The following is a 22,192-nucleotide window of genomic DNA, read 5'->3' as shown; positions in this document are numbered from 1 at the left end:
CGGGGCCCGCCCGGCGGGGTGCGTGACCGAAGACTGCCGCGGTACGGGGAGCCCCGGGCCGGGGAGCCGCGTCGGGCGTACGGGCCTGGCCGGGGCCCGGCGTGCTCGGGCCGAACCGGAGAACCGGGCCCGTCGCGCGGGCTGCGGGACCGAGCCCGACGGACGGGACGAAGACCCCCCGCGACTCCCGTCCGAAGTACGGGACGGGCCGGGGAACGACGTCCGGCGGACGGACCGGGCCGAGGGCGGGGACCGGACGGCTGCGGGGCTCCGCCCGAAGGACCAGATGAGCGGGGGAGCCGGACCCGGCGGAGGGCCAGCCAGGGTGGTCGGGATACGGGCTCCCGCCCGGCGGATCAGCCGACCGAGCCCCGCCGGGGATCGTGCCCGGCGGACGGGCCGGGCCCCGGAGCCAGGGCTCGGCAGCCGGAGTGCGGGGGCGCGCCCAGTGGGCGGGATACGGGCTGCCGCCCGGCGGGTGGGACCCGGACCCGGCTGGGGAATCCCGCCCGGGGGCCGGACAGGCCCGGGGGCCGGACAGGCCCGGGGGCCGGACAGGCCCGGGGGCCGGACAGGCCCGGGGGCCGGGCTGCGGGGCCCACTCGTCGGATGCTCCGACCAGGCGGGCCGGGGCCGGGCCGAGGTGCGTGCCGGGTCGGGTCCCGTCCGGCGGACGTGCCCGGCGGCCGTGCGCGCCGGTGGCGCCGTCCTGCGGACGGGTCGGGAACATCCGCACGATCTTCACCCGTTCGGGCGAGTTCTGACGGGTGACGGCCGGGCTCGCGAGGACGCTCGGGGCCGGACCGCCGAGAGGCCCCACCGGGGCCTGATCTCGGGCCCCGAGGCGGTCCGACGTGCCCCCGCGCACCCCCGTGGGGGCGGCTCCCCAGCGCACCGGACTCTTGTGAATTCTTTCACCTGACCCCTTGGCCAGGTGCTCCCCTTCGTGCTGAGATGCGGGTCTACTCAACAGCTCAATGGCGTGCTCGGGGAGGGCAATGTGGCGGACACCGCCATGTCTGGTTCCGAATCAAGGGGTGGCGAAGAAGATCCGTCCCTCGCCTACGGCAAGGAGACTCCCGTGGAGACCGCCATATGGCGTCTCCGTTCCCGGGGCTGCTGGACGGACGCGGCGGCACTGCTCGCGCCGCACGCGACGGAACCGGCCGCCGCACTCGAACGGGCCGCGCTGCTGATCGAGCGCTGCCTCTACACCGAGAAGGGCTGGGCCGACGCCGAGGAGGCGCTGAGGGCGGCCGAGGCGGTGGCCCGCACCGACGAGGAACGCGGCGCCGCCGCCTGCGAACGCGGCTACCTCGCCTACGCGTCCACGCTCCTCGGGGTCCGTGACCGGGCCGACGAGGCCCGGATGGCGCTCGGCAGGGCCGCCGCCCTGATCGCCCCCTCCGGCGAGGGCCGTCCCCTGCTGGACCTGCGGCGCGGGCTCATCGCGCAGAACCTCGGCGACTCCCCGCAGGCGGCCCGTGCCGCGTACCGCAGGGCGCACGCCGGGGCCACCGCGCAGGGCGACTCGCTGCTGCTCTCCTCCACCTGGCGGCATCTCGCCGGACTCGCGCTGCGGGAAGGGGAGTTGGCGGAGGCCCGGCACGGCTTCGCGGAGTCGCTCCGCATCCGGGAGGAACTGGGCTTCCTGGTGGGCACGGCCCCGGCGCTCACCGCGCTCGCCGACACCGAGACAGAACCGGAGGCGGGCCGCCTCCGCGCCGAGGCCCGGCGCCTCTTCCGCCTCCTGGGCGGGGTGCCGACCTGGCTCGCCGGTCAGCTGACCCCTCGCCCGGCGACCTGAACCACCCTTTCCTGAGGGACCGTTGACACTCCCTCAGGAAGCGGTCCGGTTCCTCGGAGTCAGGCACACCAGGCTCTCGTCGGTGCCGACGAGCAGGGAACCCCCGCCGGTGACGGCGACCGCGCGGACCGGCGGACCCGGACGGAAGGCGAGCGCGGGACCGCCCTCGGGACGGTGCAGTTCGACCACGCCGTCGGCCCAGGCGGCGGCGACCACCGGACCGTACGGGGTCTCCGCCGCATGGAGCGAGACCACCGGCGAGGACCGCTCCGCGAGGGGCTCGGGCAGCGGATCACGGCCCGGGGTCCAGAGCCGTACCGTCCCGTCCGCTCCGCCCGAACAGACGAACGGGGTCGCGGAGTCCACCGCCGACACCGCCGTCACCCGCCCGCTGTGCGAGGCCGCCTGATGCAGCCCCCGCAGCCCGAAGGCGTGCACGGAGCCGAGCCTGTCCCCCACCACCACCGAGCCCGCGATGGCCGCGAGGGCCGTCCCCGGGTGACGGGCCAGGGTCGCCGAAACAGCCTCCGTGAGCCGCTCCAGATAGGGGGCGCGCTGCGCCGCCCCCCGTACCGTGTGCAGCCTCCCCCGGTCGTCGAGGAGCAGCACGGTGCCGTCCGGCGCGGGCGCGAGCGCCGTGATCCGGCCCGGCACGGTGTGCGCGAGCCGCCCGGCGGGGCTCGCGTCGGCCTCGTGCAGCAGCCGTACGACTCCGGTGCGGTCGCCGACGAGCAGCGTTCCCTCCAGCGGGCCGCCCGCCGCGCCGAGCACGGCGACCGGGCCCGGCCAGGGCGGGGTGAGGTCACCCCGGTGGCGCGCCCAGCGCAGCCGCCAGGGCGCCCCCGCCGCCAACTCCGCGAGCGCGGGCCGCAGTCGGGGGTCCGCGCCGTCGCCCAGGGCGGACAGCAGCACCAACGCCCGCTCGGACGGGGTCTGTTCACGGCAGAGCGACTGACCGGCCCGCATCCAGGCCACCCGCAGACCGCCGTGGTCCTCGGCCGCGTCCTCGCCCGGTCGCGCGGACGGTTCGGGACCGTCGAGCGTGCCCGGCAGACCGGCGGCCGCGGACCCGGTGACGTACGCCGTGGTGACGAGCAGCGGGTCGGCCAGGCACACGGCCACCGGGTCGGCGAGGTCGGGCACCGGCCCGCCGGGAGACCCGGTCCCGGTCCGCTCCGGGCCGGACTCCTCGGTCCGCTCCGGGCCGGACTCCTCGGTCCGCTCCGGGCCGGGCCCTCCCGGACGGTCGTCGGCATCGGCATCGTCGAGTGCCACGACGGCGACCCGGTGTCCGGCGCCCAGGACGGCGGCGGCCGTGGTCCCGTCGCGCGCCTCGACCACCAGCCGGACCCGTCCCACCCCCGCGAGGTCGGCGATCAGCCGGGTGATCGCCTCCGGCTCGGCGGCGGCGTGCAGATCGGTCAGGAGGAGGACGGTCCGGCGCGCCTCGCCGGTCGCCAGGGCGTGCACGAGGTCGCCGGGCGACCTGGCGACCACGCCGAGCCGGTCCGCGATCGTCCAGGTCGCCCCGAGCGCGCTCTGCCCCGCGAGCGGGACGAGGGCACGGACCGTGCGGCGGCGCGGCCGTCCGGCGCGCGGACCGTACCGGGCCAGCCAGTCGAGCAGGGCCGTCTTCCCGGTGCCGGGGGCCCCGGTGACGAGGCAGAGCCGGGGCGACTCGGGGTCGGTGAGCCAGCCGAGCAGGGCCGTGGCCTCGGCCCCCGTACCTATGACGGAGCGGCGTCCGTCCCATGCCGGGGACGGGGTCGCGGACGGCATGGGGCAACCTCACGGGTGACGCGGCGGCGGGCGGCTGACGTTCTCGACCTTAGTCGCCCGGCGCGCTCAGCACTCCGATCCGGTGAAGTGCTCCCGGACCAGGGCCCGCACGACGGTCAGGTCCTGGGCGATCAGCGCGTCGAGGAGGGCCGTGTGCTCGGCGGCGTCCGCGACGAGCATCCCGTGCCGGAGGGCGGGGGCGCTGATCAGGGGCCACTGGGAGCGTCGGTGGAGGTCGTCGGCGACGGCGAGCAGCTGCTGGTTCCCCGCGAGGGAGAGGACGGCCCGGTGGAAGGCCCGGTCGGCCTCGGCGTAATGGGCGCGGTCGCCCCGGGCGGCGGCCGTCGAGGTGGCCTCGGCCAGCGGTCGCAGCTCGGCCCAGCGGGCGGCGGGGACCGTGCGGGCCAGCCGCAGCATGACGGGGACCTCGATGAGGGCCCGGATCTCGGCCAGTTCGGCGAGTTCGCGGGGGGTGCGCTCGGTGACCCGGAAGCCGCGGTTCGGCACCACCTCGACGGCGCCCTCGACGGCGAGGCGCTGCATCGCCTCCCGGACGGGGGTGGCGGAGACGCCGAAGCGCTCACCGAGGGCGGGAGCGGAGTACACCTCGCCGGGCACGAGTTCGCCGTCGACGAGCGCGGTCCGCAGCGCGTCGAGGATCTGCACCCGGACGGAGTGCCGCACGACCCGCACGGGGCCGGGGGGCGGGTCCTGGACGGTGTCCTCGTCCGGGAACACGTCCCTTTTCACGTTCACGCGCGCGCGTGAAGAGGGTCCGGGAACGGTCGAGGGCCCGCAGCGGGTGTGCTCCCCCCGCGCGGCCTCGGTGGAAGCGGGGGCCGGGGGCGGTGCGGGAGCGGGCCCGGGGACGGCCGAGCCGGAGCCCGGAGGCGTGGTGCCGCCGGGCGCGGCCCCGGAAAGGGGCCGGGAGGGGGAAGGAGCACCGGGGACGGGAACGCGCGCGCCCGGAACGGCGGAGGCGGAGCCCGGAGCCGTCGTGCCACCGGGCGCGGGGCCGGGATCGGGGCCAGGATCGGTGGATGCGACGTCCCACGCCCTGGGGCCGGTGGTGCCGGTGGTGCCGGTCGCGGGGCCCGGGGCGGCCGGGTCGGCGGCGCTCGGCGCGGGGACGGCGGGCGCCGCCCCGAACTCGGGAACAGGGACTGCGGGAAGCGAGTCGGGAACCGTGGCGGCGGCGGGAGCGGGACCGGGAACAGACCCGGGCGCCGGGGCCGTCGGGCCGGGGCCGCCGGACGGCGTGCGGTGTCGCGTCTCCTCGCGGGCCCGTTCCGCCGTCCGCCCGGGGGCGGGTCCGGCCGCCTGCCGGCCGGCCGCGCCCCGGGCCTGCTCCGGTACGCGCGCGGGGTCGCCGAAGGGCGGAGTCGGTCGTTCCGTCGCCCGCTCGCGCGCTGCGCCCTGCTCCACCCGGGTCCTCCTGCGGCCTCGTGCCGGTCCCGGCTCGCGTCGCCCGGGTCCTCTGTGCACCATAGGCGAACGGACCCCCGTCAAGGGTGCGCGGGCTGCGCCGCTGGTGGGAGAGGTCAGGCGGTAGTGAGACGCGACCCCGGATCGGGTAAGGTAAGGCTTACCTGTCAACGCTCGCGATTCGGTGGTCCGCCCATGACCGTCCCCGCCCTGTTGCCCGCCCTCCCGGTCTCGCCCGTCGCGGCCGCCTACGCCCGGCTCGCCGAGGTCTTCCCCGGCCTGCGGACGACGGAAACCGCCCCCGGTGAACGGCTGCCGCGCGGAGCGGGCTGGGTCGGCGCGGACGAACTCGCGTCCGGCGGCCCCGCCCTCGACGCCTTCCTCGCCTGGGACGACGCACAGGTGCTGCGCGACTACGGCACCCGCGCCCGCCCCGACGTCGTGGCGAGCTTCGGACTGCACCGGTACGCCTGGCCCGCCTGCCTGCTCGTGACGGTGCCCTGGTTCCTGGACCGCAGGGTCCCCCGGCTGCCCGCCCGCAACGTGTCCTTCCAGCGCACCCTCGGCCATCTGGCGGTACGGGTCGAGGAGTTCGCCTGCCTGCCGGGCGACCCCGCGGCGGCGCTGCCCGGCGCGCGGGTCGTCGCCGACGAGGACGCGCTGCGGGCCGAGGTCCGCGCCTCCCTGGCCGAGCACTTCGAAGCCGTCCTCGACGGTTTCGGCCCCCGGCTGCGGCGGGGCCGCCGGGCCCAGTGGGGCATGGCGACGGACGAGATCGTCGAAGGCCTCTGGTACATCGGCGCCCTCCTCGGGGAGGAGCGGCGGGCGATGGCCGAGCTGGACCTGCTGATGCCGGGCACCACGAAGCCGCACAAGCCGTACGCGGGCGCGGCGGGCTTCCGCGAACTGCCCGGCTCCGAGGGGCCCGACGGGCTGCCGCGCGCCACCCGCTCCCGGGCCGCCTGCTGCTTCTTCTACACCCTGCGTCCCGAGGACACCTGTCTCACCTGCCCGCGCACCTGTGACGCCGAGCGGGTCCGCCGCCTGGCCGCGACCGGCTGAGCCTCCCGGGCTCTTACGCCACCCGGGAGGGTGACGTAAATCGAACTCAACTCGCTTCCCTTGAGCGGGTGTTCGACCAGATCACACCTATTCGTATGCCCTGGGGCCCCGATGGCGTGCTCTTGCCCGGAAAACACCTGAGCGCCGCACGGGGTCGGCCAGTATGGGCCGCCAAGACGCCCCACTGCGATGCAAGGGACACCGCATGAGACTGACCGACATATCGCTGGACTGGCTGCTTCCGGGCGGCGTGATGGTGGCCGGGGTCCTGACGGCGGTGGCGGTCCTCGCGCGCGGGAAGCGCGCCGGTGACCAAAGCTCGGCCGACGACTCCTGGGAACGCAACGAGGAGCGCCGCAGACGCAAGGAAGCGGTGTACGGCACCGCCGCCTACGTCCTCCTCTTCTGCTGCGCCGCAGTCGCCGCGGCACTCTCCTTCCACGGACTCGTCGGTTTCGGCCGGCAGAACCTCAACCTCTCCGGGGGCTGGGAGTACCTCGTCCCGTTCGGCCTCGACGGCGCGGCCATGTTCTGCTCGGTGCTCGCGGTCCGCGAGGCCAGTCACGGCGACGCGGCCCTCGGTTCGCGGCTGCTCGTCTGGCTCTTCGCGGGCGCGGCGGCCTGGTTCAACTGGGTGCACGCACCGCGCGGTCTGGGTCACGACGGGGCACCGCAGTTCTTCGCGGGCATGTCCCTGTCGGCGGCGGTCCTCTTCGACCGGGCCCTGAAGCAGACCCGCAGGGCGGCGCTGCGCGAGCAGGGCCTGGTGCCCCGCCCGCTGCCGCAGATCCGGATCGTGCGGTGGCTGCGGGCGCCGAGGGAGACCTTCGCGGCCTGGTCGCTCATGCTCCTCGAAGGGGTGCGGACCCTGGACGAGGCCGTGGACGAGGTGCGCGAGGACCGTCGGGAGAAGGAGCAGAACCGGCTCCGGCGGCGCGACCAGGTCAAGCTCGACCGGGCACGGCTCAAGGCGATCAACCGCCAGCACCGTGCCTTCGGGCTCGGCAGGGGCGGCGGCCGTCAGGTCGAGGTGGCGGCGCTGACCGCCCCGGCGGGGGCCCCCGGCCCCGGCTCGGGCGGCGGCAGCGGTACGGGTTCCGGCTCCGGTTCCGCGACGGCCGTCCAGGCCGCCGTCGCGGAACCGGCCATAGCGGACGGACAGCTGCCCCTTCGCCCCCGGCCCTCCCTCCAAGCCGTCGGGGGCAGTGACTCCCGGACGGTGGACCTCACGGCGGAGGACGACACACAGGCGCTGCCCCGTCTCGATTCCCTGGAGCGCAAGCTCAAGGATCTGGAGCAGCAGTTCGGCTGAGCGCCGGACCGTCCGCGCCGGACCGGCGGGGCCGCCCCTTCAGGCGGCCCCGCCGTTCAGTTCGAACCACACCACCTTCCCCACCGGCCGTTCCTCGACTCCCCAGGAGTCGGCCAGGGCGTCCACGAGGACCAGCCCCCTGCCGTGCGTACCGTCGTCGGCGGGCGGTGCGAGCGGTGGGGCGAGTCCGGGGACGAAGTCGCGCACCTCGACCCTGAGCTGTTCGGGGACGACCGTCGCGGTCACGACGGCACCCCGCCCGGTGTGGATCAGGGCGTTGGTCACCAGTTCGCTGGTCAGCAGTTCCGCGACGTCGGAGGCGCCCGGACCACCCCATCTCCGCAGCAGTTCACGCAGGGCATGCCGTACCTCCGGTACCGCGGTGAGATCCGTTCCTCCCACCTTTCTGAGCAGTTGAGTCGGCTGTCGTGCCTCCCCGGCCATAACTCCCACCCACAGATCGTGTCGAACAGGTTCAGGGGGATGAATGCCCCGGCAAACCGTCCGCATTCCCTCAGGGCCGGGGCACGTTGCGCAGGTTGGACCGGGCCATCTGGAGCATCCGGCCCACTCCCCCGTCCAGGACGATCTTGCTGGCGGAGAGGGCGAATCCCGTCACCATGTCCGCGCTGATCTTGGGCGGGATGGAGAGCGCGTTGGGATCGGTGACGACGTCGACCAGGGCCGGACCCTTGTGCCGGAAGGCGTCCTTGAGGGCTCCGGCCAGCTGTTTCGGCTTCTCGACGCGGACGCCGTGGGCCCCGGCGGCCCGTGCGACGGCGGCGAAGTCCGGATTCCTGTTGGTCGTCCCGTACGAGGGGAGTCCGGCCACCAGCATCTCCAGCTCCACCATGCCGAGCGAGGAGTTGTTGAACACGATCACCTTCACCGGCAGGTCGTACTGCACGAGGGTGAGGAAGTCGCCCATCAGCATGGAGAACCCGCCGTCACCGGAGAGCGACACGACCTGCCGGTTCCGGTCGGTGAACTGCGCGCCGATGGCCTGCGGCATCGCGTTGGCCATCGAGCCGTGGCTGAACGAACCGATGATCCTGCGGCGCCCGTTGGGGCTGAGGTAGCGGGCCGCCCAGACGTTGCACATCCCGGTGTCCACGGTGAACACGGCGTCTTCGTCGGCGAGTTCGTCGATCACCGAGGCCACGTACTCGGGGTGGATCGGGACGTGCTTCTCGACCTTGCGGGTGTACGCCCTGACGACCCCTTCGAGCGCGTCGGCGTGCTTCTTGAGCATCTTGTCGAGGAAACGCCGGTCGTTCTTGGCCCGGACGCGGGGGGTCGTACAGCGGAGGGTCTCGCGGACGTCCCCCCAGACGGCGAGGTCGAGCCGGGAGCGGCGGCCGAGGCGCTCGGGCCGCACGTCCACCTGCACGATCTTCACGTCGTCGGGCAGGAAGGCGTTGTACGGGAAGTCGGTGCCGAGCAGGATCAGCAGATCGCACTCATGGGTGGCCTCGTAGGCGGCGCCGTACCCGAGGAGACCGCTCATCCCCACGTCGTACGGATTGTCGTACTGGATCCATTCCTTGCCGCGCAGGGCGTGGCCGACCGGGGACTTGATCCGTTCGGCGAACCGCATGACCTCGGCGTGCGCCCCGGCCGTGCCGCTGCCGCAGAAGAGCGTCACCCGTTCGGCCTCGTCGATCATCCGGACCAGGGCGTCGATCTCGGCGTCCCCGGGGCGCACGGTGGGCCGGGAGGTGACGAGCGCGGTCCCCTGCGTCCGTTCCGGGGCGGGCCGGGAGGCGATGTCGCCGGGGAGCGACACCACGCTGACGCCGCCCTGCCCGACGGCGTGCTGGATCGCGGTGTGCAGCAGCCGGGGCATCTGTTCGGGGTTGGAGATGAGTTCGCTGTAGTGGCTGCACTCGCGGAACAGCTGGTCGGGGTGGGTCTCCTGGAAGTATCCGAGGCCGATCTCGCTGGACGGGATCTGCGAGGCGAGGGCAAGGACCGGGGCCATGGAGCGGTGGGCGTCGTACAGCCCGTTGATGAGGTGCAGGTTCCCGGGGCCGCAGGAGCCCGCGCAGGCGGCGAGGCCGCCGGTGATCTGGGCCTCGGCGCCCGCGGCGAAGGCGGCGACCTCCTCGTGGCGCACCTGGATCCAGTCGATGTCCCGGGTCCGGCGGATCGCGTCGACGACCGGGTTGAGGCTGTCACCGACCACGCCGTACAGGCGGCGCACGCCCGCGCGCACGAGGATGTCGACGAACTGTTCCGCCACGTTCTGTCTGGCCATGACTCCATCAACACACGGCCCGGCCCGTCACGCCTCCCAGACGCCCACCCCCGTACGGTCGTCGGCGTAACCGGTCACCCTCAGCTGGGTGTCGGCGAGGAAGGCGGCCAGTCCCGGCGGCTCGGGGGCGGCCCAGCGGTCCGCGAGCTCCCTGGCCAGGGCGGGTTCGCCCCGGATCGGCTCGGCGAGGCCGGACGAGGCCAGGAGCAGGGTGTCACCGGGCCGGGCGACGGAGGCGCGGAAGCGGAACGGCTCGGCGGGCGGCGGTACGGGTTCCTCGACGAGCGGCCCGGGGGCGGTGGTGATGCCGAGGTCCATGGTGAACCGGTCGCCCTCCTCGCCGGTCTCGGGGACGGCCCCCGTGGGGGTCTCCGCGGGGGATTCCGGACGGGTCTCCGCGGGACGCGGCGGGGGCGAGCCGAAGCCGACTACGGGGGCGCCGGTGACGGCCGCCGGGTCCGGCAGGAGCGGTTCGATGTCCTGCCAGACGCCGTCCCTGAGCCGGAACAGACCGCCGCCGCCGATGCCGAAGAAGATCCGGGTGCGGCAGGTGGGGTCGGCGGGGACGAGCAGACAGCGGAGGGTCGCGGTGTACTCGTCGGGGGCGAGCCCGCGCTCGGCCGCCCGGCTCCTGAGCCTGCCGTAGGTCCGGTCGGTGAGCCGGTGCAGTCCCGACTTGAGGTCACCGCGGCGGCCCGACCTGATGTCCTCGGAGAGCCGGGCGTGGCTGCGGCAGACGGCTTCGGCGATCCACCGGCAGGCGTCCGCCGCCGCGAGGTGGGCGTCCTCGGCGGCGCGGGAACCGGCGGCGACCGCGACGAGCACGAGGGCGGTCTCGTCGTGGCCGAAACGGGCGGTGAGCAGGGCGTCGCGGCGGGGTTCGCCCCGGTAGCGCGCGGAGTCCCCGCGCACGGAGGCCGCCCGCAGGGTGCTGGTGCCGTAGCGGGCGCCGTCGAGGACGGTGTCGGCGACGAGTTCGCCCAGTTCCCCGGGGCGCGCGACGGGCAGCGCGGTCGGCTCGGCCTCGTAGGTGGGAGGTCTGCCGCCGACGAATCCGGTACGGGGCCGGGGCACCGCCACCTGGACGGTGAGGTCGGGGTCGGCGCCGGGCAGTTCTTCGTCGGGGGCCGGGAGGTGGATCTGGACGGTGGGCGCCTCGACGGGCGGGGGCGGCGGAGGCCCGGGGAACGTCCTGGGCCCGCTCCCGGGCGCCTCCCAGGGCGCGGGCGCGACGGGGAGCGGCGGAGGCGGCGGCGGGGCGGGTGGCGCGGGCACCTCACGGAGGGACGGTGGCGCGGGGGGCTCGGCGCGCGGGTCCCTCCGTGCGGGGGGCGCGACGGCTTCCGGCGGCGTGCGGTGCGGTACGGCGCCGGGTGCCGCCCCGGGGTCCGGGGCCGTACCCCGGACGGCCGCCGGGCCGGAAGCTGGGCCATGGGCCGTGACCGGGGTCGTGCTCGGGGTCGTACTCGGCGTCGTGCCTGGGGCGGGGGCCGTCTCCCGGACGGTGTCCGCGACTGTGTTCCGGTCCGGACCCGTGCTCCGGCCGGAGGCCGGATTCCGAGCCGTCTCCGGGGCCGTGCTCCGGTCGGGAGCCGTGCTCCGGTCCGGGGCCTGGCCCGGAACCGCCATGGGTGGGGCCGCCGGGGCCGGTGGGGTGGTCGGGGCGGCGCGGGGTGCCGTGGCGAAGTGGTCGTCGAGCGTGTCACCCGGGACCGTCGGGGCCGTGACCGGCGCCGACTCGTCGTAGAGCGCGTCCCACCAACTGTCCCCCTGCTGAGTCATGCCCTTATTGTCCACCGCTCGCGGCGCCCGGGAACGGGACACCGGAAAAACCGTTGCCGCGAATGGGTGATCCGCCGGGCGACCCCACCCCCCACGGGAAGGACGCCCGGCGGACCGGCGTGATCAGCGCACGTCGTAGGCGCGGACCACGGTCTGGGTGACGGAGTTGCCGTGGGCGTCCGTCAGTTCGGTCCTCAGGGTGACCGGCTTTCCGGACGCGCCCGCGTGGTTCACGGTCGCGGTCCAGTGCCCGCCCTGCCGGGAGACCCGCGCTTCGGTCCAGGTCCCGCCTCCGTCGTAGGAGTACGCGAGCGTGGCCGAGGTGAGCGCCGCGGGGGTGTAGCCCGCGTGACCCGTCACGGTGAGGCCGATGTGCTGGCCGTCGGTCGCGGCGAGGGTCTTGAGACCGTCCTCCGGAAGGTCGTACCGGGGGAAGAGAATCGGTATGCCCTGAGAGTAGACGCTCTCGTCAAGCTTGGAGGTGAATTTCCACGCCGAGTTGACGGATGTGGAGCGGTTCCACACCTTGCTGCCGAGCTTCATGCTGTTCAGTTCGAGCGTGTACGTGCCCGCTTCGGCGGGGACTTCGAAGGCGCCGGAGGGCCAGCCGGTCCCGCCGATGACCTTCCCGTCGCGGCTGAGCCGCAGGTTGCCGATGTCGCCGAAGGAGCCGGGTTCGGCGTGGTGGGTGCCGTCGCCCCAGAGGGCGGCGGAGAAGCCGATCAGATTGCCCTGCCGTTCGGCGACGAGGAGTTCCTCGCCCTTGGTGTCGCGCGGGGCGGTCGGGGCGAGGACGCCGTCGTACCAGCGTTCGGTGCGCCGTTCGCCGGGCCGGTAGACGTGCCGGGTGCCGCTCATCAGCTCGCCGAAGGGGAAGCTGCTGCCGATCATCTCGGACCAGGCGGTGTCGCCGGTCGAGTAGTAGTCGGTACGGGTGCCGGGGGCGGCGACCGTTTCCAGGGAGCCGAAGGAGACGGTGGTGCCGTCGGGCCGGTGGGCGGCGGGGAAGTACATGAAGTCGGCGGCGGTCCCGGCGGAGCCGTAGCGGGAGTCCGTACGGCCGAGGCGGTCGTCCCTGACCCGGTAGGTCTTCTCGGAGCGGACGGCGCCGTCCTCGGGGAAGGCCAGGTTGTACGCGTACGGGCTCTTCGCGGTGGCCTGCCAGGTGAGGGTGACCGGGCCGGCCGCGAGCCCGCGCAGGAGTGCGGTCGCCTCGCCGGACGGGACGGAGAGGACGGGCAGGCCGAGGGTGGTGAACGAGCCGCCCGGGTACCAGCGTTCGGGTGTGGCGCGGTGGACGAGGACGGCGACGGCACCGGCTTCCCGGGCCGCGCGGGCGACGGCGGCGGCGTCGGTGGAGCCGTCGGGCAGCCGGACGAGGGCGACGCGGCCCCTGACCCCGGCGGCGGCCAGCTCCCCGGGGGTGCCGGTTCCGGCGCCGACGAGCCGGGCGGAGCCGGTGCCGTCGAGGTTGTCGGAGCCGGTGGACCCGGTGAGCGGGTGGAGGGTCAGGCCGTCGGCGGTGCGCAGCGAGGTGACCTGTGGGGCGGCGGTGCGCCAGTAGCTGCCGAACTCGAAGTCGCCGTCGGTGGCGGCCCCTTCGACGGAGGCGTAGTAGGAGCGGACTGTTCGGGGGCCCGCCGCGGTTCCGGCGTGCAGCCAGGCGCCGTCCCAGGACCGGGCGAACGCGAGGGTGGCGCCCCGGAGTTCGGAGGGCCGGTCGGTGCGCACGGACAGTTTGTGGGCCTTGCGGGCGTCGAGGACGACCGTGGTGTCCTTCTTCAGTTCCAGCTGCGGGCGGCCGAGGTAGCTGATCGAGTCGGTGAGCGTGGCGGTGCCGCCCGGGTCGGCGGTGGTGACGAAGGAGGAGAGGAAGTAGGCGCCGGGGCGCAGGCGGTACACCTGGTCGGTGGCGCCTTCGTTGAAGCGGCGCTCGCCGCTCGCGGTGTCGGTGCCGATGACGTCGAGCGAGGAGGCCCCGGTGGCGGGCTCGCCCCGCCGGTCGATCAGCTTGACGCGGAGGGTGACGGTCTCCGGCTCGACGTGGAGCGAGAAGGGGGTGGAGACGTGGACGCCCCGGGGTCCGGTGGCCAGGACACGGCCGGTGACGTCGCCGTACTGGGCGCGGTCGAGGCGGGCGGTCGGGTCGATCTCCAGGGGGACCCGGACGGTGGCTCCGGCGGGGACGGTGACGGTCCGCTTGCCGAGCCGGGCGACCGAACTACGCACGCGAGAGCTGTCGTTGCCGGTGACGGCGGCGACGGCCAGGTTCAGGGTGACCGGGGTGCCCGAGGTGTTGGTGTAGGGGACGGCGACGGTGGTGCGGTCGCTGCGGTCCTGCGGCCAGGCGAAGGTGCCGGCCTGGACGGCGGGGGCGCCGAGCACGGTCTGGCCGATCGCCGCCCTGACGTCGAGGCGGCCGCCGCCGACCTCGCGGACGTCGCCGGGGACGGAGCTGTCGGCGGAGGCGACGAGCGCGGCCTTGATCTGCTGAGCGGTCCAGTCGGGGTGGCGCTGCTTGACGATCGCGGCGGCGCCCGCGACGTGCGGGGTGGCCATCGACGTACCGGACATGGACCGGTAGGCGTACACGCCCCGGCCGCCCGCGGCGGCGGCGGAGATGCCGACGCCGGGGGCCGCGATCTCGGGCTTGAGGGTGTGGTTCACGATCGTCGGGCCACGGCTGGAGAAGTACGCGGTGGAGTCGTCGCGGTCGGTGGCGCCGACGGTGAGCACGCCGGGGGCGCAGCCGGGCGAGGAGACCGTGGTGAGGGCGGGGCCCGAGTTGCCCGCCGCGACGACGAACAACGTGCCTTCGGTACGGGCGAGTTCTTCGGCAGCGAGGCTCATCGGGTCGGTGCAGTCGGTGGGTTCGGGGCTGCCGAGGCTCATCGAGACGACGTCGGCGCCCTGGACGACGGCCCATTCCATGCCCGCGATGATCCAGGAGGCGGCGCCGGATCCGGAGTCGTTGAGGACCTTGCCGTTGAGGAGGGCGGCGCCGGGCGCGACGCCCTTCTTCCGGCCCTCGCTCGCGGCGCCGGAGCCGCCGACGGTGGAGAGGGTGTGGGTGCCGTGGCCCTGCTGGTCGCCGGTGGTGTCCGAGTCGGTGAAGTTCTCGGAGGCGGTGACGCGGCCCTTGAGGTCGGGGTGTTCGGTGTCGGCGCCGGTGTCGAGGACGGCGACCTTGGTGCCGGTGCCGTCGTAGCCCGCGGCCCAGGCCTCGGGGGCGTGGACCTGCCGGGTGGAGCGCTCCAGGGTGGCCTGGACCTTGCGGTCGAGCCAGAGCTTCGTGATCCCGGCGGCGGTGCGGGCCCGGGGGGCCTCGACCTCGGCCCAGAAGGTGGCGGCCCGTTTCTTCTCCGCCTTCATCGCGACGGCGTCGACGGTCCTGAGGACCTGGCCGCGCCGGGCGCCGGGCGGGGCGGCGGGGACGGAGCGGCCGAGGCCGGAGCCGTAGACCGCGATCAGGGGCAGGGTGGCGGTGGCGGCGTCGTCGTAACCCTGGCGGACGAGTCCGGTGACGTTGAAGAGTTCCTCGTCGACGCGTCCGGCGGCGAGCGCGGCGGTGGCGGTCTCGGGGTAGACGTACAGGTCCTCGCCGGAGCGGCGGGTCTGGACGAGGGGGACGGTGCCGTCCTCGCGGGGCAGGGCCGTGGCGGCCGGGGCGCCGTCGGTGCCGTGGGTGACCAGGAAGCGGTCGCCGGTGACCAGGGTCACCGTGGCGGCGCGGTCCCCCGCGCGGGCCGCGGCCTCGCCGCCGGTCAGTGGTCGCTTCTCCGCCGTGCCGTCCCCAGGCTCGTTCGCCATGGACGGCGCGACCGCGGTGACGGCCAGGGCCGCGGCGGTCGCCGCCCCCAGGACCGTACGCGAGATCGGACGCATCGCTCTCCCCCATCTGATTCCGGAGAAAAGGCGCAAGTCGCCCAGCTCCGGAGGCTGTTGGTGCTGCGGTGGCGCCACATTGGCAGAGGTGAGGGCGGTACAGGGATGATGGACGAGGCGGGAATACGCCGTGGCCGTTTCCCGCCAGGTCACCAACGGAACGAATGCCTCCGGTGAATGTCCCGGGAAGATCCGGGGCTCCGCCGGGGGGTACGGCGAGGGACGGGGCATCCATGCTGGGAGCGATAGGACTCGACGAGCGCCAGGAGTCCGCCTACCGGGCCCTGGTGGCGCTGGGCGCGGCCGAGGTGACCGATCTCGCGCACCGGCTCGCCCTGCCCGAGCCGGACACCGAGCGGGCCCTGCGCCGTCTGGAGGCCCAGGGGCTCGCCGCCCAGTCGTCGGCCCGCACCGGGCGGTGGGTGGCGGCGCCGCCCGGGGTCGCGCTCGGCGCGCTGCTGACCCAGCAGCGGCACGAGCTGGAGCGGGCCGAACTGGCGGCGAAGCTGCTCGCCGAGGAGTACCGGGCGGAGGCTGCGGAGGCCGCCGTGCACGACCTGGTGGAGGTGGTGACCGGCGCGAGCGCCGTCACCCACCGTTTCCTCCAGCTCCAGCTGGGCGCGCAGGAGGAGGTCTGCGCCCTGGTGACGGGCAAGCCGATCGCCGTCACCGGACTGGAGAACGACGCCGAGGAACAGGCGGCAGGTCGCGGGGTGCGCTACCGGGTGGTCATCGAACGCGAGGTGCTGGCCCTGCCCTCGGGTCTCCTCGAACTGTCGGCGGCGCTCGGCCGGGAGGAGCGGATCCGGGTCACCGACCGGGTCCCGACGAAACTGGTGGTCGCGGACGCGAGCCTGGCGATGGTGCCGCTGACCGGGCGCGGCGCGGAACCCGCCGCGATCGTCGTGCACGCCAGCGGACTCCTGGAGTCCCTGCGGGGACTGTTCGAGTCGGTGTGGCGGGACGCGCTGCCGCTGCGGCTCGGGGCGGGCGCGCAGATCACCGAGGAGGAGGCCCCCGGTCCGGATGTCGTGGACCTGGAGATCCTGTCGCTGCTGCTCGCCGGGATGACGGACGCGAGCGTGGCCAAACAGCTGGACCTCGGACTGCGGACCGTACAGCGGCGGGTCAAGGGCCTGATGGAACTGACCGGGGTGACGACCCGGCTCCAGCTGGGCTGGCACGCGTACGAGAAGGGCTGGGTGGCCCGGCACTGACCCGGGTGGGTGGGACCGGTGGTCGACCGGGGTGGGGCCCGGGTTGACCGAGGGTGGGGCCGGGCGTGCGGACGGGTACTGGCCGTGGAGGTAGCAGGGAGGTAGTCGGGAGGTTGCCGGGTGCTGACCCGGGGTGCGGCCCGGCGCTGCCCCGGGGTGTACCCGGCACTGACCGGAGAGGCGCGGGCCCGCGCCACGCGCCGACCGGTCCCGTACCCCGACCGACGGCCTTGACCTGCGGGAACACCGGGCCTCCTGCACCCTGGACACATGGGTGTGGCGCAGTTCCTGCTGATCGCGACGGTGATGCTGCTCGGACTGTTCGGGGTGCTGGTCCCCGGCGTGCCGGGGACGTGGCTCGTCTGGGCCGCGATGCTGTGGTGGTCCCTGCACGAGCGGACCGACCTCGCCTGGATCCTGCTGGCGTCCACGACGGGCCTGCTGCTCCTCACCCAGGTGGTCGTATGGCAGCTGCCGCCGCGCCGCTTCAGAGGTACCGGCATCACACGCCGGACGGCGGTGTACGCCGGAGCGGGCGCGGTCCTGGGCTTCGTGCTGGTCCCGGTGGTCGGGGCGGTGCCCGGCTTCGTCGGCGGGATCTACCTCTCGGAACGGCTCCGGCTCGGCGGGCACGGCCAGGCGCGGGCCTCGACCCGCGCGGTGATGCGGGCGGCGGGCACGAGCGTGCTGGTGGAACTGTTCGCGTGCCTGCTGATCGTGGGCGCGTGGGTGGGGGCGGTGGTGGCGGAGTGACGGGGGCTTCGGGCGTGAGGGCGCTGAGGAGGCTCCTCCGGGGGTGAGGGGCGGGCCTCGGCGGCCGGGTCGGCGCGGAGTTCCGGGGCGCGGCTCCGTCGCCGGGTCGCCGGGTCGCCGGGTCGCCGGGTCGCCGGGTCGCCGGGTCGCCGGGTCGCCGGGTCATGACTGAGGAGCGGCCACCGGGGTCACCGTGCCGTTCGCCCCGCAGCGGACGACCCAGGGGGTCCGGGAAGGGGTCAGGTTCTCGTGGATGCGGATGTCCACCTGAGGGGGCGGGGCCTCGCCGGGGACATGGGCGTGGGCGGCGGTGCAGGCGAGCTGGGAGACGGCCGTGACGTCGAGTTCGCCGCTGCTGACCGCGCCGGGCACGTAGATGTCGACGGCGTCCCGCGCGGCGGTGGCGGTGAGCCGTCCGGCCATCGGGGGCACCTGGGTGATCAGACCGCGTTCCCGTTCGGCGGGGGTGGGTCCTTCGAGGAGGAGGTCGAGGGCCTGCTGCGGGGTGAGCGGACGGTCGGTGGGGCGGGCCACCGCGCGCAGCCCGTAGGGGCCGGCGAAGTAGATCTGCGCGGTACGGGCCTCGGTGCCGGGCCGCTGGACACCGGAGGCGGGTGATCCGGCGGGGACCGGCCCGGTGGACGCGATGCCGCAGCCGGTGGCGGCCAGCAGGACCAGCACGGCGGCGAGGGCGGGACGGACGGAGCGGACGGAGCGGCGGGCGGTCATCGGGATTCCGGCGGGGTGGGTGCGGCCGAGGGGAGGACCAGGGTGAAGACGGCTCCCCCTCGGGGGGTGTTGGCGGCGGTCAGGGTGCCGCCGTGCAGGAGCGCGTTCTCCAGGGCGAGGGCGAGGCCGAGACCGCTCCCCTCGGAGCGGGTGCGGGCCGTGTCCGCCTTGTAGAAGCGGTCGAAGACGTGGGGCAGGGCGTGGCCGGGGATGCCGGGGCCCTGATCGGTCACGGTGAGGACGGCGGACCCGTCCTCCGTGCGGGCGCGGACGGTCACGGGCGGACTCCCGTGGTGGAGGGCGTTGCCGATGAGGTTGGCGAGGACGACGTCGACGCGGCGGGGGTCGGCGTGCACGGGAACGGGCCCGGCCAGATCGACGGTGACCCGGTCGTCGGTGTCCCAGCCCCGCAGGTGGAGGGTCTTCGTGACGAGGGTCCGCAGGTCGATGTCCTCGGCGCGCAGCGGGGCGGTCCTGGCGTCGAAGCGGGACACCTCCATCAGGTCCTCGACCATCCGGGCGAGGGTGCGGGTCCCGTCGCTGACCAGGCGGGCGGCGTCGGCGGTCTCGGGCGGCAGGATCCCGGAGGCCGCGTCCTCGTCGAGGACCTCGGTGACGGCGGTCATCGCCGCGAGCGGGGTGCGGAGTTCATGGGCGACGTCGGCGGCGAAGCGGCGGGCGCCCGCCTCCATCCGCCGCAGCTCGGCGTCGTCGCTCTGGAGCGTGGCGGCCATGGTGTTGAACGTGCGGGTGAGGTCGGCGAGTTCGTCGCCGCCCTTCGCGTCGAGCCGGGTGCCGAGTTCACCCGCCGCGATCCGCTCGGCGCCGTCGTGGAGCCTGCGTACGGGACGCAGTACGCGACGGGCGGCGAACAGCGCGGGCACGAGGGCGAGGGCGAGGGCCGGGACGGCCGCCGTCCTGGCGGCGGCGAGCAGGGCCGCGATGTCCGCCCGGTCCTCGTCGAGCGCGAAGGACGCGTAGACGGTCAGGCCGGACGGGGTACTGGTGGGCTCGGTGGAACCGGTGGAGCCGTACGTGACCGGCATCGCGAGCACCAGCAGGGGCCGCCCCCGGTCCTCGACGCGCTGGGTCGCGGCCCCGGCACCGTCGCGCACCACCGCGCGCAGCGCCTCCGGGACGGGCGGCGGCGTCGGCCCGGCGGAGACCGGCGGACCGCCCTGGTAGGCGACGGCGGAGTGCCAGGCCCGGGCACCGCCGACGCGGTCGAGCTGGAGGGCCAGATCGCGCAGGTCGCCCGTGCTCGGCGGGAACGGCAGTCCGGGCGCGAGGGAGTCGAGCTGGGCGCGCAGGTCGGCGACGGCGGCGTCCCTGGTCCGGTCGAGGATGCCGGTACGGGCCTGCTGGAAGATGAGGGCGGCGGTGATCAGGGAGCCGAAGGCGGCGGCGAGGAGGAAGGCCACCACCAGCCGCACGCGCAGGCCGCGCGGGACGCGGAGCCGGAGGCTCATGCCACGGGCCCGAAGCGGTAGCCGAACCCGCGCACGGTCCGTACGTACACCGGTGCGCGCGGATCGTCCTCGACCTTCGCCCGCAGCCGGGTCACACAAGCGTCGACCAGGCGGACGTCACCGTAGAAGGAGTGCTCCCAGACCTGCTCCAGGAGCTGCTGGCGGGAGTAGACCTGCCCGGGGGCGGCGGAGAGGAACAGCAGCAGCTTCAGCTCGGAGGGAGCGAGGGGCAGTTCGGCGCCGTCCCTGCCGACGATGAGGGCCACCCGGTCGATGGTGAGGTCGCCGTGCCGTTCCGGCCCGACGCCGCCGCCGCTCGCGGTCCGCTCGGCCTCGTCGTCCTGGGCGGGGACGACCCGGCGCAGGACCGCCTTGATCCGCGCCTCCAGGACCTCCCCGACGGCCGGTTTGACGATGTAGTCGTCGGCGCCCGCCTCCAGTCCCACGACCATGTCGATGTCGTCGCCCCGGGCGGACAGGATGATGATCGGCACCTGCTTGCTCTCCCGGATGCGGCGGCACACCTCCAGACCGCTCATCCCGGGCAGCATCAGATCGAGCAGCACCAGGTCCGGCCGGTGCCGTTCCAGCACGAGCAGACCCGTCTCACCACTGGCCGCGACCTCCACCTCGTGCCCCCGGCGTCTGAGCGCGAGCGTGACGCCCTTCTGTACGGCGAGGTCGTCTTCGATCAGCAGGACTCGTGCCATGACGGTGTGCTCTGCTCCTTCTTTCCGGAGGGGTGCGGCGCTCTACGGGGTTCTTCGGCGTGCTTCGACGTTCTTCGAGTGCTTCGAGTGCTTCGAGTGCTTCGACGTTCTTCGACCAGGGTGCTCGAAGCGTATGACCACCGGTTTCGCTTTTCATGATGAAACGATGACGACCTGCCGCTTCGTGCCCGCGGTCGGGTTCCGTCGACGTCATGAGCGACGCACCCCAGCACGACAGGACGCACCGGGCCCGGCCGGGCCGCACCCGGTGGATCACCCTGGCGGCGGCCGCCGCCCTGGCCCTGACCGGGGCGGTGGCCTTCGGCCTCCTCGGGGAGAGCCCGCCGGGCCCCCACCCCGGCGGGGCCGCCGCCCGGGACCGGGCGCTCGACGCGGGCCCGGGGCTGCCGCGTCCGGTGGTGGAGACGGCCATCGTCCGCGAGTCGGAGTCGCCCGGGAAGACGGTGAACATCACCCTCGACGACGGTCCCGACCCCCGTTGGACCCCCAAGGCCCTCGAACTGCTGCGGCAGCACAAGGCCAAGGCCGTGTTCTGTGTGACGGGCCCCAACGCCGCCGCCCACCCGGAACTCGTCCGGCGGATCGTCGCCGAAGGACACCGTCTGTGCGACCACTCGATGAGCCATGACACCGCGATGGACAAGCAGCCCGTCGCGTACCAGGAGAAGGAGATCCTGGACGCCAAGCGCCTGATCGACCGGGCCTCCGGCGGCGCGCCCCTCCGGTACTACCGGGCTCCCGGCGGCGCCTTCACCCCGGAGAGCCGCCGGACAGCCGCCGCCCACGGAATGCGCAGCCTCGGCTGGAACGTCGACCCGAGCGACTACGAGCGGCCCGGTACCGACCGGATCGTCCGGGCCGTACGGCAGCAGATCACGAAGGGCCCGACCGTCCTCCTCCACGACGGCGGTGGCGACCGGGCCCAGTCGATGGGGGCCCTGGAACAGCTCCTGCCCTGGTTCACCGAGCAGGGCTACGCGTTCAGCTTCCCCAAGGCCGACTGAACCGCGCGCGACCGCACCTTCCGGCGCGGGCTCGGCGCCCCGCCCATTGCCGTCCCCTCCCCTGCTCCCGCCCCCTCTCCCAGCTCCCCTTTCCTCCTCCCTCTCTCTCCCCCCCCCGCACTTCTTCCCTCTCCTCCTCCGTGCCGAAAGGTTCCGCACCACCCATGAAGATCAACACTCCTGTCCTCGCCCTTGCCGCAGTCGTCGTCTCTCTCGGTCTGGCGGCGTGCGGCGGCCCGGCCGGTGGCACCGCCGGAACCGTTGACGGCCGTGCCGACGGCCGCACTCCGGTCGCGGAGCCCGGTCCGAAGGGCGCGAAGGAGCCCGGTTCGAAGGACACCAAGCCGCACCGACTGCTGTGGATGGGCGATTCCATCGGTGAGGCCGGGGCGCCCGCCCTCAAGGCGGCCATGGAGGCGAGCGGTGCCGGTTTCGCCTCGATGGCCAGTGCGGGCGGCGGCGGTGTGGTCGGGGAGATGGCCGCCCCCACCTGGGCGACCCTCACGAAGGAACTCGCGTCGTTCAAGCCCGATGTCGTCGCCTACCAGATCACCACCTACGACTGGGGCACGGTCACCGAGCAGCGCGCCGCGTACGGACGGCTGGCCGAGACCGTGAACAAGGCCGGTGCCGACCTCCTGATCGTGTCCGCCCCTCCGTTCAGGATCGACGATTTCTACAAGCCGCACACGGCCGCCATCAAGACGGCTCCTCGATCGGCCGCCGCGATCGCGGACGAACACCCGGACACCGTCCGCTTCCTCGACGCCTCCGCCCTGTGGGGCTCCGACAGCGCGGCCGACGCCGCGCAGCGGAGCAAGGACGGCATCCACACCTGCCAGCAGGGGGCGGCGGCCTTCGCCGGCTGGTTCGGCAAGGAACTCGGCAAGCGGTACGGCTTCGCTCCCGCCGCACCGGCCACATGGGCCACCGGAGCGTGGACCGGTGACAAGGTCTACGGCCCGCTCGGCTGCGCGTGA

The 22,192-nt window shown here is 74.5% G+C and carries 16 protein-coding genes; 7 read left to right on the top strand and 9 right to left on the bottom strand.

Features of this window, described 5'->3' with window-relative positions; genetic code table 11:
• The first annotated feature begins 1,015 nt into the window (after window positions 1-1,015).
• On the top strand, window positions 1,016-1,807 hold the full coding sequence (locus ACIRQY_RS25270) for a hypothetical protein (RefSeq protein WP_351789967.1): 792 nt from the start codon (window positions 1,016-1,018) through the stop codon (window positions 1,805-1,807).
• A gap of 33 nt (window positions 1,808-1,840) precedes the next feature.
• Here ACIRQY_RS25270 and ACIRQY_RS25265 read toward each other — a convergent pair whose 3' ends face one another.
• Both ACIRQY_RS25265 and ACIRQY_RS25260 read right to left on the bottom strand, forming a co-directional pair.
• Entirely contained in the window at window positions 1,841-3,586 is a 1,746-nt protein-coding gene (locus ACIRQY_RS25265; protein ID WP_403929526.1) for a hypothetical protein, read from the bottom strand.
• A 66-nt stretch (window positions 3,587-3,652) separates the two neighbouring features.
• Window positions 3,653-4,324, bottom strand: coding sequence for a GntR family transcriptional regulator (locus ACIRQY_RS25260; protein ID WP_403929669.1), 672 nt, complete (start codon window positions 4,322-4,324; stop codon window positions 3,653-3,655).
• Between the two features lie 882 nt (window positions 4,325-5,206).
• On the opposite strand from ACIRQY_RS25260, the gene ACIRQY_RS25255 reads away from it, so the two are divergent.
• The gene (locus ACIRQY_RS25255; RefSeq protein ID WP_351789972.1) at window positions 5,207-6,073 is read left to right on the top strand and encodes a (2Fe-2S)-binding protein; all 867 of its coding nucleotides are present in this window, start codon (window positions 5,207-5,209) and stop codon (window positions 6,071-6,073) included.
• A 205-nt stretch (window positions 6,074-6,278) separates the two neighbouring features.
• Window positions 6,279-7,385, top strand: coding sequence for a DUF2637 domain-containing protein (locus ACIRQY_RS25250; protein WP_351789975.1), 1,107 nt, complete (start codon window positions 6,279-6,281; stop codon window positions 7,383-7,385).
• A gap of 39 nt (window positions 7,386-7,424) precedes the next feature.
• Here the strand turns inward: ACIRQY_RS25250 and ACIRQY_RS25245 are convergent, their stop codons facing one another.
• The 4 genes from ACIRQY_RS25245 to ACIRQY_RS25230 all read right to left on the bottom strand — a co-directional run bounded on the left by ACIRQY_RS25245 (window position 7,425) and on the right by ACIRQY_RS25230 (window position 15,309).
• Window positions 7,425-7,829 carry an ATP-binding protein gene (locus tag ACIRQY_RS25245; RefSeq protein WP_351790189.1) on the bottom strand — a complete coding sequence of 135 codons (405 nt, stop codon included), beginning with the start codon at window positions 7,827-7,829 and terminating at the stop codon, window positions 7,425-7,427.
• 70 nt (window positions 7,830-7,899) lie between these two features.
• Complete coding sequence (locus ACIRQY_RS25240; protein WP_403929522.1) at window positions 7,900-9,642, bottom strand: pyruvate dehydrogenase; 1,743 nt, start codon at window positions 9,640-9,642, stop codon at window positions 7,900-7,902.
• A gap of 27 nt (window positions 9,643-9,669) precedes the next feature.
• Window positions 9,670-11,424, bottom strand: a complete 1,755-nt coding sequence (locus tag ACIRQY_RS25235) for a protein phosphatase 2C domain-containing protein (RefSeq protein WP_403929519.1) — start codon at window positions 11,422-11,424, stop codon at window positions 9,670-9,672.
• 123 nt (window positions 11,425-11,547) lie between these two features.
• A complete protein-coding gene (locus ACIRQY_RS25230) occupies window positions 11,548-15,309 on the bottom strand; it encodes a S8 family peptidase (protein ID WP_403929517.1) in 3,762 nt (1,253 codons plus the stop codon).
• A gap of 233 nt (window positions 15,310-15,542) precedes the next feature.
• Here ACIRQY_RS25230 and ACIRQY_RS25225 point away from each other — a divergent pair, with 233 nt between their 5' ends.
• Both ACIRQY_RS25225 and ACIRQY_RS25220 read left to right on the top strand, forming a co-directional pair.
• Window positions 15,543-16,526: a helix-turn-helix domain-containing protein gene (locus ACIRQY_RS25225; RefSeq protein ID WP_403929514.1), complete on the top strand. Its 984-nt coding sequence runs from the start codon at window positions 15,543-15,545 to the stop codon at window positions 16,524-16,526.
• Between the two features lie 270 nt (window positions 16,527-16,796).
• Window positions 16,797-17,279 carry a DUF456 domain-containing protein gene (locus ACIRQY_RS25220; RefSeq protein WP_351789990.1) on the top strand — a complete coding sequence of 161 codons (483 nt, stop codon included), beginning with the start codon at window positions 16,797-16,799 and terminating at the stop codon, window positions 17,277-17,279.
• A 162-nt stretch (window positions 17,280-17,441) separates the two neighbouring features.
• Here the strand turns inward: ACIRQY_RS25220 and ACIRQY_RS25215 are convergent, their stop codons facing one another.
• Genes ACIRQY_RS25215 through ACIRQY_RS25205 form a run of 3 tightly spaced genes read right to left on the bottom strand, consistent with a single transcriptional unit; the run spans window position 17,442 to window position 20,187 of the window.
• A complete protein-coding gene (locus ACIRQY_RS25215) occupies window positions 17,442-18,008 on the bottom strand; it encodes a hypothetical protein (RefSeq protein ID WP_403929510.1) in 567 nt (188 codons plus the stop codon).
• On the bottom strand, window positions 18,005-19,477 hold the full coding sequence (locus ACIRQY_RS25210; protein WP_403929507.1) for a sensor histidine kinase: 1,473 nt from the start codon (window positions 19,475-19,477) through the stop codon (window positions 18,005-18,007). Before ACIRQY_RS25210 ends, ACIRQY_RS25215 begins: the two co-directional genes overlap by 4 nt.
• Window positions 19,474-20,187 carry a response regulator gene (locus ACIRQY_RS25205; RefSeq protein ID WP_403929504.1) on the bottom strand — a complete coding sequence of 238 codons (714 nt, stop codon included), beginning with the start codon at window positions 20,185-20,187 and terminating at the stop codon, window positions 19,474-19,476. The genes ACIRQY_RS25210 and ACIRQY_RS25205 overlap by 4 nt, the downstream gene beginning before the upstream one ends.
• Before the next feature lie 212 nt (window positions 20,188-20,399).
• On the opposite strand from ACIRQY_RS25205, the gene ACIRQY_RS25200 reads away from it, so the two are divergent.
• Window positions 20,400-21,212 (top strand): polysaccharide deacetylase family protein, encoded by an 813-nt coding sequence (locus ACIRQY_RS25200; protein ID WP_403929501.1) that lies wholly within the window; start codon window positions 20,400-20,402, stop codon window positions 21,210-21,212.
• A 164-nt stretch (window positions 21,213-21,376) separates the two neighbouring features.
• On the top strand, window positions 21,377-22,192 hold the full coding sequence (locus ACIRQY_RS25195) for an SGNH/GDSL hydrolase family protein (protein WP_403929498.1): 816 nt from the start codon (window positions 21,377-21,379) through the stop codon (window positions 22,190-22,192).

Source organism: Streptomyces sp. NPDC101490 (assembly GCF_044767145.1).
GTDB lineage: Bacteria > Actinomycetota > Actinomycetes > Streptomycetales > Streptomycetaceae > Streptomyces.
Note: the sequence above shows the minus strand (reverse complement) of the source record. Positions and strands in the feature narration are given on the sequence as shown.

Coding starts and splice junctions, on each gene's coding strand:
- ACIRQY_RS25215 (WP_403929510.1), bottom strand. CDS start 18,008: ATGACCGCCCGCCGCTCCGTCCGCTCCGTCCGTCCCGCCCTCGCCGCC.
- ACIRQY_RS25225 (WP_403929514.1), top strand. CDS start 15,543: ATGCTGGGAGCGATAGGACTCGACGAGCGCCAGGAGTCCGCCTACCGG.
- ACIRQY_RS25235 (WP_403929519.1), bottom strand. CDS start 11,424: ATGACTCAGCAGGGGGACAGTTGGTGGGACGCGCTCTACGACGAGTCG.
- ACIRQY_RS25270 (WP_351789967.1), top strand. CDS start 1,016: ATGTCTGGTTCCGAATCAAGGGGTGGCGAAGAAGATCCGTCCCTCGCC.
- ACIRQY_RS25265 (WP_403929526.1), bottom strand. CDS start 3,586: ATGCCGTCCGCGACCCCGTCCCCGGCATGGGACGGACGCCGCTCCGTC.
- ACIRQY_RS25255 (WP_351789972.1), top strand. CDS start 5,207: ATGACCGTCCCCGCCCTGTTGCCCGCCCTCCCGGTCTCGCCCGTCGCG.
- ACIRQY_RS25250 (WP_351789975.1), top strand. CDS start 6,279: ATGAGACTGACCGACATATCGCTGGACTGGCTGCTTCCGGGCGGCGTG.
- ACIRQY_RS25230 (WP_403929517.1), bottom strand. CDS start 15,309: ATGCGTCCGATCTCGCGTACGGTCCTGGGGGCGGCGACCGCCGCGGCC.
- ACIRQY_RS25210 (WP_403929507.1), bottom strand. CDS start 19,477: ATGAGCCTCCGGCTCCGCGTCCCGCGCGGCCTGCGCGTGCGGCTGGTG.
- ACIRQY_RS25205 (WP_403929504.1), bottom strand. CDS start 20,187: ATGGCACGAGTCCTGCTGATCGAAGACGACCTCGCCGTACAGAAGGGC.
- ACIRQY_RS25245 (WP_351790189.1), bottom strand. CDS start 7,829: ATGGCCGGGGAGGCACGACAGCCGACTCAACTGCTCAGAAAGGTGGGA.
- ACIRQY_RS25195 (WP_403929498.1), top strand. CDS start 21,377: ATGAAGATCAACACTCCTGTCCTCGCCCTTGCCGCAGTCGTCGTCTCT.
- ACIRQY_RS25240 (WP_403929522.1), bottom strand. CDS start 9,642: ATGGCCAGACAGAACGTGGCGGAACAGTTCGTCGACATCCTCGTGCGC.
- ACIRQY_RS25200 (WP_403929501.1), top strand. CDS start 20,400: ATGAGCGACGCACCCCAGCACGACAGGACGCACCGGGCCCGGCCGGGC.
- ACIRQY_RS25220 (WP_351789990.1), top strand. CDS start 16,797: ATGGGTGTGGCGCAGTTCCTGCTGATCGCGACGGTGATGCTGCTCGGA.